The sequence below is a fragment of the Burkholderia sp. Bp8963 genome, from assembly GCF_003854275.1.
In the GTDB taxonomy this organism is placed as follows: Bacteria; Pseudomonadota; Gammaproteobacteria; order Burkholderiales; family Burkholderiaceae; genus Burkholderia.
Window position 1 is genome coordinate 194,121 of sequence record NZ_QTQP01000001.1, and the last position, 16,740, is coordinate 210,860.

Genomic DNA, 16,740 nt, shown 5'->3' on the forward strand with positions numbered 1-16,740 from the left:
ACGCGAACGGGCAGCCCGACGCCTGCTGGCCATCGTTCCCGGCGTCACATTTGTTATGATTCGCACCTGTACAAACGTACAGTGACCAATCTCCGTGACACCCGCTTCGCCGCCGCCTCTGGCGTTCTACTACCTGACCAACTTCGAGCGTGCGCTCGCCTGGCTCGGCGAGCGCTACGACGACGTGCTCGACGACAGCGAACGGGCATTCCTGCAGGCCTTTGCGTCGCTGCCGCAGGCGTCGCGCGCGCTGCTCGTGCGAATGCTGATGCGCAACGGGCCGGACTTCCGCGCGAGCAAGCTCCGCTACGACGAAATCGGCTGTCCGCTCGACGCGGCCGCGCCGCTCGTCGCGCTCGGCTGGGTCGATCCGGCGCCGCCGCTGACGCTCGACGAAGTGTTCGCGCTGTCCACCAAGACCGAGCTGCTGCAGATGTTCCCCGCGCTCGGCGCGCATGCGGGGGCGCGCAAGACCGAATGGCTCGACCTGCTGCGGCCCGCGCACGATGCCGCGCAGCCGTTCGATCGGTGGTTGGTGGGAGGCGGCGATCCGCGGGGCGGCCATCCCGGGTCCGGCCATCCGTCAACCGGCGACCGCGTGCTGCGCGTGACGGTCGGCGCGCTGTGCGACCGGCTGCGGCTGATGTTCTTCGGCAACCTCCATCAGGACTGGAGCGAATTCGTGCTCGCCGATCTCGGCGTGTTCCAGTACGAAAGCGTGCCGTTTGCGCCGTCCTCACGCGCGTTCCAGCAGCGCGACGACGTCGATACGTATCTCGCGCTGCATGCGTGCCGCGCCGCGCTCGATGCGTGGCCCGACGAAGCGCCGTTCGACCCGCTCCTCGATCTGATCGATACGGTCGAATGTGCGCAGCCGTGGCTCACGACGCGCCGAGCGAAGCTGCTGTTCACGCTCGGCCAGGCGTGCGAGCGCCGCCACGCGTGGCCGCTCGCTCTCGATGCGTATGCGCGCAGCGCGTGGCCCGGCAGCCGTCACCGGCGGATCCGCGTGCTCGAGCGCTGTGGCCGCGACGACGATGCGCTCACGCTGGCACTCGATGCGCGCGGCGCGTTCGAAAGCGACGAGGAACGGCAGCGCGTCGAACGGCTGCTGCCGCGGCTGCAGCGCCGCCTCGGCCGCGCGGTCGACCGGGCGGCTGCCGCGCCGGACGTGCCGCGTGAAACGCTCGTGCTCGTGCGGCCTGACGCGTTCGAGAGCGTCGAATTCGCGGTGCGCGATCATCTCGCGCAACCCGGCGCGCCGGTCCATTACGTCGAGAACACGCTGATCAACTCGCTGTTCGGCCTGCTGTGCTGGGAACCCGTGTTCGCGGCCGTGCCGGGCGCGTTCTTCCATCCGTTCCAGCGCGGCCCGGCTGACCTGCATGCGCCCGATTTCGCCGCGCGCCGCGCGGACGCGTTCGCCGCGTGTTTCGCGCAGCTCGATTCGGGCGCGTATCGCGACACGATCAGGCGCCATTACGCGACGAAGACGGGCGTGCAATCGCCGTTCGTGTTCTGGGGCGTGCTGAGCACGGAACTGCTCGACGAAGCGCTCGCCTGCCTGCCGCCCGAGCATCTGCGCCTCTGGTTCGCGCGCCTCGTCGCGGACATTCGCAGCAATCGCTCGGGGCTCCCCGATCTCGTCCGGTTCTGGCCTGGCGAACGGCGCTACGAACTGATCGAGGTGAAAGGGCCCGGCGACCGGCTGCAGGACAACCAGACCCGCTGGCTCGACTACTGCATCGCGCACGGGATGCCCGTGCGGGTCGTCGACGTCGAATGGGCGGGCGAAGCCGCCGCACACGCGGACGCGGCGGGGCTGTCCGCATGAGCTATGTCGTCGCAGTGCGGGCGATGTGCGAGTTCACCGCGCGGCGCGGCGATCTCGACCTGCGCTTCACGCCCGCGCCGACCGCGCTCGAGGGGATCGCCGGACACGGCACCGTGACGTCGCGGCGCGGCTCGCGTTATGAAACCGAGATTGCGCTGGCGGGCACGTGGGGCATGCTCACCGTGCGCGGCCGCGCGGACGGCTACGATCCCGTGTCGAACCGGCTCGAGGAAATCAAGACCTACCGTGGCGACCTCGACGCGATGCCCGCGAACCACCGCGCGCTGCATTGGGCGCAGGCGAAGGTGTATGCGCATCTGCTGTGCGAGACGCGCGGGCTCGCGGAGATCACGGTCGCGCTCGTGTACTTCGAAATCGTGTCCGAGCGCGAGACCGTGCTCGAGGAAACGCTGCCGGCGAGCGCGCTCGCGGCATTCTTCGCCGAGCAATGCGCGTGCTTCGTCGGCTGGGCCGAACGCGAAACCGCGCATCGCGATGCGCGCGACGCGGCGCTGCGCGCGCTGCAGTTTCCGCACGGGCAGTTCCGCAGCGGGCAGCGCGAGCTGGCGGTTGCCGTGTATCGGACCGCGCGCGACGAACGCTGCCTGCTCGCCCAGGCGCCGACCGGCATCGGCAAGACGCTTGGCACCGTGTTCCCGCTGCTGAAGGCATGCGGCGAAGGCGAGCTCGACCGCATCTTTTTCCTGACCGCGAAGACGCCCGGCCGCGCGCTCGCGCTCGACGCGGCGACGACGCTCGGCGCGGGCACGCCGGCGCTGCCGCTGCGCGTGCTCGAACTCGTCGCGCGCGACAAGGCGTGCGAGCACCCGGACAACGCGTGTCACGGCGAATCGTGCCCGCTTGCGCGCGGTTTCTACGACCGGCTCCCCGCGGCCCGCGACGCGGCGATCGACAAAGGCCGGCTCGACCGCGACACGGTGCGCGCGGCGGCGCTCGCGCACGACATCTGTCCGTACTACCTCACGCAGGAACTCGCGCGCTGGTCCGACATGGTGATCGGCGACTACAACTACTACTACGACGGCAGCGCGCTGCTGCATGCGCTCGCGCAGCAGAACCAGTGGCGGATCGGCGTGCTCGTCGACGAGGCGCACAACCTGCTCGACCGGGCGCGCAAGATGTACAGCGCGGCGCTCGACCCGTTCGATTTCGCGGCCGCGCGCGACGCGGCGCCGGCGGCGCTGCGCAAGGCGTTCGAGCGGCTCGGTCGCGCCTGGGGTGCGTTGAGCCGCGCGCAGGAGACGCGCTATGCCGCCTATCCGGATATTCCCGGTTCGCTCGTGTCGGCCGTGCAGAACCTCGTGTCCGCGATCGGCGAGCACCTGGCCGATGCGCCGCGCGCGAACGGCGACGCGTTGCTGCGGTTTCATTTCGACGCTATCCAGTTCGGCGCGCTCGCGGATGCGTTCGACGACGCGTCGATCTTCGACGTGACGCTGCACGGCGAGCCGCTGCCTCGGCAGCCGGCGCTCGACGGCGTCGCTCCGGCCGGCCGCAGGCGCCGTACTCAATCGACGCTCTGCGTGCGCAACGTGATCCCGGCCGGGTTTCTCGCGCCGCGCTATGCGGCCGCGCGCGCAACCGTGCTGTTTTCGGGGACGCTGAGCCCGTTTCGTTTCTATCGCGACACGCTCGGGCTGCCCGAAGACACGGGCTGGCTCGACGTCGACGGGCCGTTCCGCGCGGAGCAGCTCAGCGTGCGGGTCGCGGGCCACGTATCGACGCGCTGGCGCGACCGCGACCGGTCGCTCGCGCCGATCGCCGACCTGATCGCCGCGCAGTACGCGGAGCGGCCCGGCAATTACCTGAGCTTCCTGAGCAGTTTCGATTACCTGCAGCGCGTCGTCGCGCTGATGCAGGCACGTCACCCGGACGTGCCCGTCTGGGCGCAGGCGCCCGGCATGGCCGAGGCCGAGCGCGACGCGTTCCTCGCGCGTTTCGATGCGGGCGGGCGTGGCGTTGGTTTTGCGGTGCTCGGCGGGGCGTTTTCGGAAGGGGTCGACCTGGCCGGCGAGCGGCTGATCGGCGCGTTCATCGCGACGCTCGGGCTGCCACAGGTGAACGACGTGAACGAGCAGATGCGGCGTGCAATGGACGCGCGCTTCGGCAACGGCTACGACTACATCTACCTGTATCCGGGATTGCAGAAGGTCGTGCAGGCGGCCGGGCGCGTGATTCGCACCGAGGCAGACGAGGGCGTCGTGCACCTGATCGACGACCGCTATCGCCGCCGCGAAGTGCGTGCGCTGCTGCCGCGCTGGTGGCGGATCGGCTGAATGCGATAAGCGTTCCCGCCGCGCCGCGTTCAGAGCACGTTCAGCATCGCGAGCGCCGTTTCCTGCAGATGCGGCAGCACGCGTCGCACGGCGGCGTCGGTCGTTTCGGTGCCGATCGGCATGTTGGTACTCAGCGCAGCGACGACTTCGCCGTGGCGGTTCTTCAGCGGCACCGCGATCCCGCGCACGCCGACCTGCAATTGCTGCTCGATCGCCGCGAACCCGTCGTCGCGGGCCCGGTCGATCTGTTCGAGCAGGCGGGCCTTGTTGGTGATCGTATGCGGGGTGAACGGCGGCAGTTCCGCGCCGTCGAGCCATGTGCGGACCGCGTTGCGGTCCGGCTGGTGCGCGAGCAGCACGACGCCCGGCGAGGTCAGCGGCGCCGGCACGCGCGCGCCGAGCACGAAGCCCGTCGTCATCACGCGCGACACGCCGTTGCGCGCGATGAACACCAGTTCCCATTCGTCGAGCACGCTCACGTACGCGGATTCGTTCAGCGTCGCGCTCAGTTGTTGCAGGTACGGCTGGACGGTGCGCGGCAGGCGCGCCGAGTCGAAATACGACCAGCCGACCCGCAGCACGCGCGGCGTGAGGCCGTACAGCTTGCCGTCCGTGTACACGTAGCCGAGCGATTCGAGCGTCAGCAGGTAGCGCCGCGCGGCGGTGCGCGTGAGACCCGTGCGCGCGGCGGCCTGGGTCGGCGTCATGCGCGCGTGCTGGCTGTCGAACGCCTCGAGGATCATCAGGCCTTTTTCGAGGCCGGCTATCCAGTCGCGCTTGTCGAGTTCGGCCTTTTTCATCTGGGCAGGATCGTCGGGGTGGCGCGGTGTTCGCGCGGGAGTGGGCGATTATCGCGCGAATCGGACGGGATGGGAGGTTCGTGGAGCGGGGCGGTTGCAAGGTTCGGTCGCCCGATCACTTCGGCATCCAGTGTCAGGCTCGATCAGGAATCGTGCTCGCGGTCGATTTCCATATGCTCGTAGCACAGCGCGGCAATTTGCCAACGCCCGTCGTTGATCACCCACAACTCGAGAAACGTGTAGCGCGCACGGATCATTTCGCTCTTTCGCATCACGCCGATGCCCGATACGGTCGCCCATTCTCCCTGTTCGGAGACGTGCCGGGTTTCGTCCTCGTATCTCACGCCCGACATGCGCAAAGCCTGCTCGGCCGCATGCGCTCGCATCCGGGCGACTCGCTGTTGTTTCGTGGTCATCGCGCCGCCGTGCTTCACGAAGAATTGCGGGCTTTCCACGTAGTTCATCAGTTCGATGTCGCCATCGATGTACGCATCAATCCAGACATCGCGCATTTGCATCAGATCGAATTTTGCTTTCATGCGTTCTTATGGACCCCGTCGAATCGGAAGATCTCGCCGAATTGGAATTCGACGCATTTTCCGATTTGAATTTTCAGACGCGGGCGTCGTGTTTCGAATGGGAGGAAGACACGCTAGAATCCTCGGCGCGGCGCGCTTGAGCAATAGGACGAGTTTGATTTTCTTTTTCGCAGCGCCGTTTGCATCATGCGAATCGCTCCGGCGGGCGGCTAACGAGATCGAGCGTCGCTGGCTGCCTGCTCGACGACATCGATTGGCTCCTGCAGCGATGCATTGGGGCCGCGCGCCCGTATTGCCGGAAATAAAAATGAAATTCCGTGAATCTGCTTTGGCCGTGCTCGTTGCGGCCGCACCACTGCTTGCAGTGGCGAACCCGGCGGCCGGCACGACATTGTCGCGACCGGCAATCGACGTGCGGGCCTGGCCTCGCATGTCCGCGCCGAAATTCGGCTGCTACCTCGAAACGACGCTTGGCTATCGCGACAAACGCTTCAATTGCGCGTTGAAGCATTACAAGAACACCGGCGACGCATGCAAGAACACCGGTTCCTACTATGAAGGCCCGGCGTTCCCCGATCGACTTGCGGCCAGCGTGCATCCGCTCGCCACGAAAGTCGAACTCGACTGGGAGCATGGCGACCTGCAGATGGTGACCGTCACGCTGAAGGGAACGTGGAACGAAGCCGAGGTGCGCAACGCGTTCGGGCTGCCGCGCGCGGAAGGCAGCAAGCTCACCGAGGCGGAATTGCAGGCGCAGCGCGAGAACCTGATGGACACGAGCGTCCAGTATCCGTCAGGCCCGCTCGACGGCAGTCAGGGGCAGCGTCCGAGCAACCCGGCGCGTGGCATGACCGCAGTGATGCTCTACGGTTTCGACCACATGGGCGCGGGCGACGTCGAATGTGGGGAAGGAGAGTGACGCCGGGGGTGGATTGACCGGCGCCACTGCCAGCACGACATCACTCGCTGCTCGTCCACTCGACGTTCGCGCCGACCGAACGCAGGTTCTCGACGAAATGCGGATGCGCGCGGCGGATCGGCAGTGCGTTCATGATTTCCGAGCGCCCCTCGATGCTTGCGGCCACCATCAGCAGCGCGATCGCGACGCGGATGATGTACGGGCTCTCGACGCGCGCCGGCGTCAGCTTCAGCCCGCCGAACGTGATCAGCCGGTGCGGGTCGGACAGCAGCACGTGCGCACCGAACTTCGACAGCTCGCCCGACCAGCCGAGCGCGCCGTCGTAAACCTTGTTCCAGAACATCGCACTGCCTTCCGCTTGCACGCCGAGCGCGATGAAGATCGGCAGCAGGTCGACCGGCAGGTACGGCCACGGCGCGGCTTCGACCTTGGTCAGGATGTTTTGCGTGAACGGCCGGCGCACGCGCAGCGGGCCGTCGCGCTCGGCGCGCGACCAGCCGTCGCGGTGCGTGACGTGCACGCCGAATTTCGCGAACGTGCGGTCGATCAGCGGGAAATGCTCGGGCGACGAGTTGCGCACGACGATGTCGCCGCCGGTGATCGCGCCGAGCGCAAGGAACGTCGCGATTTCGTGGAAGTCCTCCGCGAAGCGGAATTCGCCGCCGCCGAGCCGGGCGCCGCCGGTCACGCAGAGCCGCGACGTGCCGATGCCATGGATCTCGACGCCGAGCATCGCGAGGAACTGCGAAAACTCCTGCACGTGAGGCTCGGACGCGGCGTTCATCAGCGTCGACGTGCCCGCCGCGGCGGTCGCGCACAGCGCGAAATTCTCGGTGGTCGTCACGGACGCGTAGTCGAGCCAGTGGTCGTTCGCCTTCAGCGGACCATCGGAGCGCACGATCAGCGAGTCGGGCGTGCGCTCGATATGCGCGCCGAAACGCTCGAACACCTCGACGTGCGGGTCGATCTCGCGCACGCCGAGCGTGCAGCCCTTCACGTCGTTCTCGAGACGGGCGACGCCGAAGCGCGCAAGCAGCGGCGGGATCAGCATGATCGACGAGCGCATCGCCTCGGGCAGCCGATGCACGGCCGGGTCGAACGTGGTGTTGCGGTGATGGAGCTCGAGGATGCCGGTCGCGAAATCGATCGACACGTCGCTGCCGAGCGTGCGGAAGATGTCGAGGATCTTGCGCACGTCGGTGATGTCCGGCACGCCGACGAGCCGCAGCGGCTGGTCGGTCAGCAGGGTGGCGCACAGGATCGGCAGGACGGCATTCTTGTTGGCGGACGGTGTAATGTCGCCGCGCAGCGGGTTGCCGCCGTGGACGATGAGATTCGACATGATATGGGGGCGTATCGGTGACTGACGTAGGCCCATATGATGCCATCGGTCGGGCATGCCGGTGGAAAGTGATGGTGCGATGTGGGGAGATCGGGACGCGGTTTGACAGTGTTTGACGTCGCTTCGATGTTATTTTGGCGGCGAGCGGCGAGCGGCGAGCGGCGAGCGGCGAGCGGCGAGCGGCGTGTTGGCTCGTCGGCGCGGGCTGCAGGCGGGCGCGGCGGAAACGGGAGAGGGGCATGGCCGGCCGATCATGCCCGCGGTACGGGCGACCGGGCCGGCTCGTTCGTCCATGACCGCCGTTACCGGCCGCTGGTCATGCACGGGCAGCGGGCGATCAGTGCGCGGCCCGCATCCGCGCGGCGACGACGAGCGAGATCAGGCAGCCGGCCGCGAGGTAGCCCGCAACGAGATGCCACGAACCGCCGCCGAAGTTGACGAGCGCGACCGCGATGAACGGCGTGAAGCCGCCGCCGACCACGCTCGCGAACTGGTAGCCGACACCCGCGCCGCTGTATCGGTATTCGGCGCCGAACAGTTCGGTGAAGAGCGGCTGCTGGACGCTCACGACCATGTCGTGCGCGGCATTCGCGAGCAGGATCGAGAAGATCACGATCCACGCGATCGAACGCGCTTCGAGCGCGAGGAAGAACGGCACCGCGGACGCGAGGCCGATCAGCGCGCCGACCAGGTAGATCCGGCGCAGGCCGAAGCGGTCGGCGAGCCACGCGAAGCACGGGATCGTCACGCAGCTCACCGCGCCGACCAGCAGGCCGATGTTCAGGAACAGGTCGCGCGACATGCCGAGGTTGGTCGTCGAGTAGCTGAGCGCGAACGCGGTGACGATGTACATCGTGAACAGCTCGGCGAGGCGCAGTGCGACGATCAGCAGGAACGCCTTCGGATGGCGCGTCAGCGCTTCGAGTACCGGCAGGCGCAGCTTGCGGTTCGAGTGCTCGACCTTCTCGACGAACTCCTGCGACTCGTCCATGCTCTTGCGCACCCACAGGCCGATCAGCACCAGCACGATGCTGAACACGAACGGCAGGCGCCAGGCCCACGACTTGAACGCGGCTTCGCCGAGCGTGTGGTTCAGGATCGACACGATGCCGGTCGCGAACACGAGCCCGACGCCATAGCCGACCTGCACGCCGCTGCTGTAGAACGCCTTTTTCTTCTGCGGCGCGCTTTCAACGGCCATCAGCGCCGCGCCGCCCCATTCGCCGCCGACCGCAAAGCCCTGCAGCGCGCGCATCGCGACGAGCAGCACGGGCGCCCACCAGCCGATCGTCGCGTAGGTCGGCAGCAGGCCGATCGCGACGGTCGACAGTCCCATCAGCATCACGGTCAGCACGAGCATCCGCTTGCGGCCGAGCCGGTCGCCGTAGTGGCCGAACACGACGCCGCCGAGCGGCCGGAACAGGAAGCCGACGCCGAACGTCGCGAACGCGGCCAGCGTGCCCATCGTCGCGCTGACTTGCGGGAAGAACGCGGAATTGAACACGAGCGCGGCGACGATTCCGTACAGCAGGAAGTCGTACCAGTCGACTACCGCGCCGACGAAGCTGCCGATCGCGGCCTTGCGGGCCTGGCTTTTCGTGCGAGCGATGCCGGCGGTGTCGAGGGTGTCGAGGGTGTCAAAAGCGGTGGGGGGCATGGCGATGTCTCCTGGCACGGCGCATCATGGAATCGTGGCAGTGCCGCGTCCGATGCTGCATTGAAGGCGTTGGGTGAACGGAGAATAGGGCGTGCGCCGCATCGCGGCAATTGGCTGATTGGCAAAAGTGCGCGATTATCGTTCAAATCCGTGCGCTGATCGAACGCTTTGCGGGTTTGCACCAAGCCGGGCGGTCCGCGCGGCGGGCTCGTATCCGGGACTGTCCGTTCGGCCGAGGTGTGCCGGCATGAACGATTTGGTTAAAATCTGCACCATTGAAAAACGTAGCGCGGCGCGGGCAGGTTGTTCGCCGGCCGCGCGGCCGGGCCGCGACGCGGCACCGGCGCACTGTCATCGACCTGCTTGTCCCCGGAGACTGGAATGCTCGGCAATCATCCCCCCCTGTCCAGCGACACGCCGCCTGTCGACGATCCGGCCGCCAACCCGCTCGGGATGGCCGGCCTCGAATTCGTCGAGTTCGCGGCGCCGGTGCCGGACGCGCTCGCGCAACGCTTCGAGCAGCTCGGCTTCAAGGCGATCGCGCGGCATGTCAGCAAGGCCGTCACGCTGTACCGGCAAGGCCAGATGAACTTCCTGATCAACGCGGAGCCGGATTCGTTCGCCGCGCGCTATGCGGAAGAGTACGGGATGGGCGTCTGCGCGATCGGCCTGCGGGTCGGGAATGCGCGGCGCGCATTCGAACGCGCGATCGAGCTCGGCGCGTGGGCGTTCGAGGGCGAACGGCTCGGCGTCGGCGAGCTGCGGATTCCGGCGATCCAGGGCATCGGCGATTCGCACCTGTATTTCGTCGACCGCTGGCGGGGGCGCGGCGGCCAGCGCGGCGGCGTCGGCGACATCTCGATCTTCGACGTCGACTTCCGGCCGATCGACGTCGCCACCGCACATACCGATCTCGAATTCGAGGGCGTCGGGCTGCAGCAGGTCGACCATTTCACACAGACGGTCGGCGCCGGGCGCATGCAGGAATGGCTGGATTTCTATCGCGACCTGCTGTATTTCCGCGAAATCCATCAAATCGACGCGCACTGGCACGTATCGGAAGAGTCGCGCGTGATGGTGTCGCCGTGCGGCGCGGTGCGGATTCCCGTGTACGAGGAGGGCACGCGGCGCACCGAGCTGATGCACGCGTACCTGCCCGACCATCCGGGCGAGGGCGTCCAGCACGTCGCGCTCGCGACCGACGACATCCTGGCAAGCGTCGATGCGCTGCGCGAGAACGGCGTCGAGTTCATCGAGCCGCCTGAGCGCTACTACGACGAGGTCGACGCGCGGCTGCCGGGCCATGGCCTCGACCTCGACGCACTGCGCCGGCGCGCGGTGCTGGTCGACGGCGAGACGGACGGCGACGGTCCGCCGCGGCTGTTCTTCCAGACCTTCGTCAAGCGGCGGCCCGGCGAGATCTTCTTTGAGATCGTCCAGCGGCACGGGCATCACGGGTTCGGCGAAGGGAACCTCGCCGCACTCGCGCGGGCGCGCGACGCCGGCTGACGGGACGCCGGCGGATGGAATTCGCGCCTGCGCGAGCGGGCCGCGCGTCGTCCATCGGCCGTCCGCTGTCGGCAGGCTGGCGCGACGCCACGTGCGTCGCCCGGCGTTCAGCCGTCCGCGGCCGGCAGCCGGTTCGGCTCCGGATCGTTCGGCTGCTGCAGTGCGCACGACGTGCCACCGGGCGTATACATCGACACGACACAGCGATTGCACGACGTGCAGCCCGACCGCTCGCTGCGGCCGTCGCGCAGCCGGTTTACGAAGTCCGGCTCGAACATGAGCGCGCGCGCCATCGCCACCGCATCGAAGCCGTCGTGCAGCGCGCGGGCGACGTTGTCGCGCGAGCGCACGCCGCCGAGATACGCGAGCGGCATCCGGACCGCCGCACGGACCTTGCGCGAATGCTCGAGAAAGTACAGTTCGCGGAACGCGCCCAGCTTCGGCTCGGTGAGCTTCTGCAGCGCCATCGCGGTGCGCACGATCGCGTTGTCGGCATTCGCGCGCGCGTCACCGGGCAGCGGGCTGCCGAACAGCTGCCATACCGATTCGACGTTCATCCCGCCGCTCAGCACCAGCAGGTGCGCGCCCTCGGCTTCGAGCCGGCGCGCGACCTCGCACGCATCGTCTGCCGTGCCGCCGCCGCGCACGCCTTCGGTCACGCCGATCTTGCAGATCACCGCGAGATCCCGGCCCACCGCGTCGAGCACGCGCCGCAGCACCTCGACCGGAAATGCCGCGCGCCGCGCCGCATCGCCGCCGTACGCGTCGCGGCGGCGGTTGTAGAGCGGCGACAGGAACTGGCTCAGCAGGTAGCCGTGACCCATGTGGATCTCGACCGCGTCGAAACCCGCATCGCGCGCGTGGCGGGCGGCCTGCGCGAACTCGGCCGCGACGGCCGTCATCTGGTCGCGCGTCATCGCCTGCTTCAGGAACCGGCCGCTCATCACGCCGACCTTGTTGAAGCCGCCCGACGCGCTGAGCGGCCGCCGCGTCGACAGCACAGGCAGGAACGTGAAGCAGCCGCCGTGCGTGATCTGCGCGGATGCCGCCGCACTGTGGCGATGGACAGCGTCGGTCAGCGCGCGGAAATGCCGGATGGATGGCGCGTCGAGCTGCGCCTGGTCGACGAACGTCCTGCCGTCGGGGCTGACCGCGCAATAGGCGACGGTCGTGAGCGCCGCGCCGCCTTCGGCAGTGCGTTCGTGAAATCGCACGAGCGCGCGCGACGGTACGCCGTTCGGCGTCATCCCTTCGTTGGTCGCGGATTTGATCATACGATTGCGCAGCGTCAGCGGACCGACGCGCAGCGGGCTGAAGGCGGTGGAAAGGTCGGCGGATGCCATGTCGGGGCGAGGGAAAGGATCGGACACGCGATGCATTGTGCGGCGCTGGCGGGCGCGCGCATCGTCCGGGCGGATGAGGGCCTGTGCTGAATTCCGGCCAGAAGGACGTTGCCGTCCCCGGGCATGAGCCGTGCGGCAGCGACGGACTCCGGTTGGCAAGCTGAACGACGCTCTGCGACATATGGACGGAGCGATACAACTCATCGACTGTATTTCGTCACTACAACCGATAGGTTGTATTTGCAGCCCGTTCGGACGGAAGCAGACGGTCGTGTAACGGACAGGCCGCGTGGCGGCCCGGAAGAGGCGCGGCGCACGTGCGGACGCGCCGCCAGCCGGGCCGGCTTGCGGGAATCGGCTGCCCCGTCACCGGGCTCCCGTGGGCTCACGCGGCCCGCCGCCCGAGCCCCGGCGCGAGCCGCGCCGTTTCCGGATCGTCGTCGCCGAGCGGGATGAACGCCATGATCTCCAGATCGTGCCCCGACAGCGCGGGCAGCCGGAACGGGCTCGACAGCACGTTCAGCCGTCGCACGCCGAGTTCGCGCAGGATCTGCGAGCCGATGCCGGTCGCGCGCCCGTCGCGGCGTCCGCCGCCCGCCGGCGCGCGCGCGTGGTCGCTGCGCAGGTCGCAATCGAGCAGCACCGCGACCCCGCAGCCGGCCGCGTCGATCCGCTGCAACGCCGCGTGCAACGGCCACGAATGCGCGGACGGCTCGGCATCGAGCAGGTCGAGCAGCGAATGGCATTCGTGCACGCGCGTCAGCACGGGCGCCGCCGGATCGGGCTCGCCGCGCACGAGCGCGAGATGCGGCGCGCCGTGCACGGTGTCGCGATACTCGATCGCGCGAAACCGTCCCCACGGCGTATGCAGCGGTCGCTCGCCGACACGTTCGACGAGCGACTCGTGTTCGCGCCGGTAGTGGATCAGGTCGGCGATCGTGCCGATCTTCAGCCCGTGATGCGCGGCGAACGCCTGCAGCTCGGGCAGCCGAGCCATCGTGCCGTTGTCGTTCATCACTTCGCAGATCACCGCGGCCGGCGTGAGGCCCGCGAGCGCCGCGAGGTCGCAGCCGGCCTCGGTGTGCCCCGCGCGGACGAGCACGCCGCCCGGCCGCGCGGCGATCGGGAACACGTGGCCGGGCTGCACGAGATCGTCGGGCCGCGCGCCGGCGCGCACGGCGGTGCGGATCGTATGCGCGCGGTCGGCGGCCGAGATGCCGGTCGTCACGCCGTCGGCCGCCTCGATGCTCACCGTGAACGCGGTGCCGAACGGCGTGCCGTTGTGATCGGCCATCGGTGCCAGCCGGAGCTGCGCGCAGCGTTCGGCGGTCAGCGTCAGGCAGATCAGGCCGCGCCCGAAACGCGCCATGAAGTTGATCGCGTCGGGCGTCACGTGGTCGGCCGCGATCACGAGGTCACCCTCGTTCTCGCGATCCTCTTCGTCGACGAGCAACACCATGCGGCCCGCGCGCAGTTCGTCGACGATCTCCCGGGTGCTCGCGAGCGTCATCGCGCCTCCGGTGCTGCGAACGCACGGCGCAACGCGTCGGCCGCGAACGTCAGTGCGCGATCGGCGGCGTCGACCGCGCCGAGCATGCTCGCGAAGCCATGCAGCTGGCCGGGCCAGCGCACGAGCGTGACCGGCGTGCCGGCCTGTGCGACGCGCGCCGCATACGCTTCGGCTTCGTCGCGCAGCGGATCGAATTCGGCGCTGACGATCGTCGCGGGCGGCACGCCGGCGAGATCGCGCGCGGCAAGCGGGCTCGCGAGCGGCGATGCGCGGTCCGCATCGTCGCCGAAATAGTGGCGCTTGAACCAGCGCATCATGTCCGCGGTGAGGAAGTAGCCGTTGCCGAGCGATTCGTATGACGGATGCTCGGTCGCGCAATCGACGACGGGATACAGCAGCAGCTGATGCGTGATCCGGATGCCCGAGCCGCGCAGCTGCAGCGCGGCGACGGCAGCAAGATTGCCGCCCGCGCTGTCGCCCGCCACCGCGAGTGCGCCGTCGAGTGCGCCGAGATCGCGTGCGCTCGCGGCCGCCCAGCGCACCGCGTCGCACGCGTCGTGTGCAGCCGCCGGAAAGCGCGCCTCGGGCGCGAGCCGGTAGTCGACCGACAGCACGAGCGTGCGTGCGCGCTGCGCGAGGCTGCGGCACAGGTTCGCGTGCGATTCGAGGCCGCACGACACGAAGCCGCCGCCGTGGAAAAACACGGTCAGCGGCAACGGGCCGTCGGCGTGCGGACGATAGAGCCGCGCGGGCAACACGTGGCCCGATGCGGGAATGCGCCAGTCCTCCTCGGCGGCGATCGCGTCGCCGGGAGCAAAGGCGCCGCCCGCCGCGAGACTCGCGCGGTAGGCGGGAACGGTCAGTTGATCGAAATCGATCGCGGGGGCCTGGGCGAACGCGGCCAGCAACGCCTGCGCCTGGGGGTCGAGCGGCATCGGAACTCCTGTCTGAATCGGGTGCGGATCGAATCAGGTATACCCGCATCGCGGTTTCCCTGAGAGCGCGCCGGATGCTTGCCGGCGCGGCCTGACGGCCATTCCAGCGCAGCGGCCTGCGCGTCACATCATCCGATTGGACGATGGTTCGGTCGTCCAGATAGCGAAAGCTCCGTCTTCAGTAAATCTCCCGATGACGCCGATCAAGACGCGTCTTAATCTTGGCGGCGCGGCTGAATCGGATTGAACGAATCGCATGGAGGATGGAGCGTGCTGATGGAGACAAGATGGGCTCCGCAAGAGAGCCAGTCAACGATGGAGGAGGAGGCCGGCCTCAGCGTCGCGGAGTTCAGCGAGCTGATGGCGCGGATTTACCAGGGGCCGCTCGAGACGCCGCCGTGGGCGGGCGCGCTCGAGCTGGTGCGGCGCTGGCTCGACGCGAACTACGTGACGCTGATCCTGCGCGCGGCCGCGAGCGACCGCCGCGCACCGCTGTCGGTGCATGCGTCGGAGTTCGGCCCGGTGGTGCCCGGCGACGGCGAGGCTTCGTACAATTCGTACTACTATTCGCTCGACCCGTTCATCGGCCTGCCGGCCGATCGCGTCGTGACGGCTGACGAGGTGTTCGGCGAAACGGGCTGGCTGTCGAGCGAGTTCTACAAGCAGTTCCTGAAACCGTCGGACGTGCGCCACATCCTCGGCGCGGACCTGCGCACGCCGTCCGGCGTCGAGTGCCGGTTCCGCGTGTGCCGCAAGCACGCGTCGAAACCGTTTTCAGCGCGCGACAAGGCGATCTGCGGACTGCTGCTGCCGCACCTGAAGCGCGCGGTCGAACTGCATTCGCGGCTTGACACGGCCGAAGTCGAACGGTCGATCTACGCGAACGCCGTGAACCGGATGCAGGTCGGGATGATCACGCTCGACGAAAAGGGCGCGATCATCGACATGAACGGCGTCGCCGACGAGATCCTCAAGCAGGGTAACGGCCTGTGCGTCGCGCGCGGCACGATCGAGGCGACCGATGCGCAGGAGAACCGCACGCTGCAGCGGCTGATCCGCCATGCGGTGATGGGCCATCACGGCACCGCGTCCGCGATCGTCGAGGCGATGCCGGTCACCCGCAGCTTCGACAAGCCGCGCCTCGGGCTGCTGGTGCGCACGATCCTGCTGTCGGACTGGTCGGAAGACAACAAGCGGCGGCCGGCCGTCGCGCTGCTGGTGCGCGATCCGGACCGCAAGCCGCAGGGCGCGCAGGAGATCATCCGCAAGCTGTTCGACCTGACGCCGGCCGAAACGTCGCTCGCGCTGCTGCTGACGAACGGGATGACGCTCGAGGAAGCCGCCGAGGAATCGGGGATCAGCAAGAACACGGCGCGCACGCACCTGCGCGCGATCTTCTCGAAGACGGGCGTGACCCGCCAGGCGACGCTCGTGCGAATCCTGCTCGGCAGCGTGGTGCCGCTCGGTTGACGGGGACGGGCGGGCAGCGACGGAGCGCGACGGCCCGCCCGACGGACCGCTCACGCGAGCGCAGGTCCGGCGCTCGGGTCCGACATTCAAGCTGCCCGTTTCTGCGAAATCACGAGCAGCGCGCCGTTGCGATCTTCGAGCACCGCGCGAAACTCGTGCGGCCCCGCCTGCACGGGCACCCGCACCGACGCGCCCGCCTTGACGACGCGCGCCATCGCCGCATACAGATCGTCATCCTCATCAACCCGCAGCGTCAGCGCCGCGCGCTCGACGATCTGCTCGTCGCCCGCAACCAGCGCGATGGTCAGCGGGCCGCCGTCTAGCGCGCAATAGCGGTCGCCATCGCGGAACTTCACGTTCAGGCCCAGGCCGTCGACGAACAGCGGCAATGCCGTGTCGATGTCGTCGACCGGATACAGCAGCATAGAAACCTTCATCCGTTGTCTCCCTTGTCGTGACGCGGCGTGCACGCCGCCGCCGGACGATCCTAGCGCGACCCCGGGCGGTCGCACGCAGTCCGATCGGATGACGGTGAAACCCCTCTGTCCGCGAACGCGCCCCGTTACTCCAAACAGACGATGTCCG

At 68.5% G+C, this 16,740-nt stretch carries 13 protein-coding genes; 5 read left to right on the forward strand and 8 right to left on the reverse strand.

Annotated elements, in window-relative coordinates:
- Positions 1-94: 94 nt before the first annotated feature.
- Complete coding sequence (locus DID96_RS00890) at positions 95-1,834, forward strand: VRR-NUC domain-containing protein (protein WP_124597388.1); 1,740 nt, start codon at positions 95-97, stop codon at positions 1,832-1,834.
- A complete protein-coding gene (locus DID96_RS00895) occupies positions 1,831-4,131 on the forward strand; it encodes a helicase C-terminal domain-containing protein (RefSeq protein ID WP_124597389.1) in 2,301 nt (766 codons plus the stop codon). Before DID96_RS00890 ends, DID96_RS00895 begins: the two co-directional genes overlap by 4 nt.
- A 29-nt stretch (positions 4,132-4,160) precedes the next feature.
- On the opposite strand, the gene DID96_RS00900 is transcribed toward DID96_RS00895, so the two are convergent.
- Positions 4,161-4,931: an IclR family transcriptional regulator C-terminal domain-containing protein gene (locus DID96_RS00900; RefSeq protein WP_124597390.1), complete on the reverse strand. Its 771-nt coding sequence runs from the start codon at positions 4,929-4,931 to the stop codon at positions 4,161-4,163.
- Between the two features lie 143 nt (positions 4,932-5,074).
- On the reverse strand, positions 5,075-5,470 hold the full coding sequence (locus DID96_RS00905) for a DUF4440 domain-containing protein (RefSeq protein WP_124597391.1): 396 nt from the start codon (positions 5,468-5,470) through the stop codon (positions 5,075-5,077).
- A 154-nt stretch (positions 5,471-5,624) separates the two neighbouring features.
- Here DID96_RS00905 and DID96_RS00910 point away from each other — a divergent pair, with 154 nt between their 5' ends.
- Positions 5,625-6,389 (forward strand): hypothetical protein, encoded by a 765-nt coding sequence (locus DID96_RS00910; RefSeq protein WP_260463762.1) that lies wholly within the window; start codon positions 5,625-5,627, stop codon positions 6,387-6,389.
- A 40-nt stretch (positions 6,390-6,429) separates the two neighbouring features.
- On the opposite strand, the gene DID96_RS00915 is transcribed toward DID96_RS00910, so the two are convergent.
- Together DID96_RS00915 and shiA are read right to left on the reverse strand one after the other, a co-directional pair.
- Complete coding sequence (locus DID96_RS00915; RefSeq protein WP_124597392.1) at positions 6,430-7,731, reverse strand: UDP-N-acetylglucosamine 1-carboxyvinyltransferase; 1,302 nt, start codon at positions 7,729-7,731, stop codon at positions 6,430-6,432.
- Positions 7,732-8,068: 337 nt separating this feature from the next.
- Positions 8,069-9,388, reverse strand: a complete 1,320-nt coding sequence (shiA, locus tag DID96_RS00920; RefSeq protein ID WP_124597393.1) for a shikimate transporter — start codon at positions 9,386-9,388, stop codon at positions 8,069-8,071.
- Positions 9,389-9,769: 381 nt separating this feature from the next.
- Here shiA and DID96_RS00925 point away from each other — a divergent pair, with 381 nt between their 5' ends.
- The gene (locus tag DID96_RS00925) at positions 9,770-10,897 is read left to right on the forward strand and encodes a 4-hydroxyphenylpyruvate dioxygenase family protein (protein ID WP_124597394.1); all 1,128 of its coding nucleotides are present in this window, start codon (positions 9,770-9,772) and stop codon (positions 10,895-10,897) included.
- Between the two features lie 107 nt (positions 10,898-11,004).
- Here the strand turns inward: DID96_RS00925 and DID96_RS00930 are convergent, their stop codons facing one another.
- From DID96_RS00930 to DID96_RS00940, 3 genes are all read right to left on the reverse strand, one after another.
- Positions 11,005-12,240 (reverse strand): NADH:flavin oxidoreductase, encoded by a 1,236-nt coding sequence (locus tag DID96_RS00930; protein WP_124597395.1) that lies wholly within the window; start codon positions 12,238-12,240, stop codon positions 11,005-11,007.
- Between the two features lie 385 nt (positions 12,241-12,625).
- Entirely contained in the window at positions 12,626-13,750 is a 1,125-nt protein-coding gene (gene ribBA, locus DID96_RS00935; RefSeq protein ID WP_124597396.1) for a bifunctional 3,4-dihydroxy-2-butanone-4-phosphate synthase/GTP cyclohydrolase II, read from the reverse strand.
- On the reverse strand, positions 13,747-14,685 hold the full coding sequence (locus tag DID96_RS00940) for an alpha/beta hydrolase (protein ID WP_124597397.1): 939 nt from the start codon (positions 14,683-14,685) through the stop codon (positions 13,747-13,749). The genes ribBA and DID96_RS00940 overlap by 4 nt, the downstream gene beginning before the upstream one ends.
- Before the next feature lie 276 nt (positions 14,686-14,961).
- Between DID96_RS00940 and DID96_RS00945 the strand changes: the two genes are divergently transcribed.
- Complete coding sequence (locus DID96_RS00945; protein ID WP_124597398.1) at positions 14,962-16,155, forward strand: helix-turn-helix transcriptional regulator; 1,194 nt, start codon at positions 14,962-14,964, stop codon at positions 16,153-16,155.
- Between the two features lie 86 nt (positions 16,156-16,241).
- On the opposite strand, the gene DID96_RS00950 is transcribed toward DID96_RS00945, so the two are convergent.
- Complete coding sequence (locus tag DID96_RS00950) at positions 16,242-16,592, reverse strand: VOC family protein (RefSeq protein ID WP_124597399.1); 351 nt, start codon at positions 16,590-16,592, stop codon at positions 16,242-16,244.
- Between the last annotated feature and the right edge of the window lie 148 nt (positions 16,593-16,740).

Excerpts from the sequence above, each read along its gene's own strand:
- DID96_RS00905 (WP_124597391.1), bottom strand. The coding sequence starts at position 5,470 with ATGAAAGCAAAATTCGATCTGATGCAAATGCGCGATGTCTGGATTGAT.
- DID96_RS00950 (WP_124597399.1), bottom strand. The coding sequence starts at position 16,592 with ATGAAGGTTTCTATGCTGCTGTATCCGGTCGACGACATCGACACGGCA.
- DID96_RS00945 (WP_124597398.1), top strand. The coding sequence starts at position 14,962 with ATGGAGACAAGATGGGCTCCGCAAGAGAGCCAGTCAACGATGGAGGAG.
- DID96_RS00900 (WP_124597390.1), bottom strand. The coding sequence starts at position 4,931 with ATGAAAAAGGCCGAACTCGACAAGCGCGACTGGATAGCCGGCCTCGAA.
- DID96_RS00925 (WP_124597394.1), top strand. The coding sequence starts at position 9,770 with ATGCTCGGCAATCATCCCCCCCTGTCCAGCGACACGCCGCCTGTCGAC.
- ribBA (WP_124597396.1), bottom strand. The coding sequence starts at position 13,750 with ATGACGCTCGCGAGCACCCGGGAGATCGTCGACGAACTGCGCGCGGGC.
- DID96_RS00930 (WP_124597395.1), bottom strand. The coding sequence starts at position 12,240 with ATGGCATCCGCCGACCTTTCCACCGCCTTCAGCCCGCTGCGCGTCGGT.
- DID96_RS00915 (WP_124597392.1), bottom strand. The coding sequence starts at position 7,731 with ATGTCGAATCTCATCGTCCACGGCGGCAACCCGCTGCGCGGCGACATT.
- DID96_RS00895 (WP_124597389.1), top strand. The coding sequence starts at position 1,831 with ATGAGCTATGTCGTCGCAGTGCGGGCGATGTGCGAGTTCACCGCGCGG.
- DID96_RS00940 (WP_124597397.1), bottom strand. The coding sequence starts at position 14,685 with ATGCCGCTCGACCCCCAGGCGCAGGCGTTGCTGGCCGCGTTCGCCCAG.
- shiA (WP_124597393.1), bottom strand. The coding sequence starts at position 9,388 with ATGCCCCCCACCGCTTTTGACACCCTCGACACCCTCGACACCGCCGGC.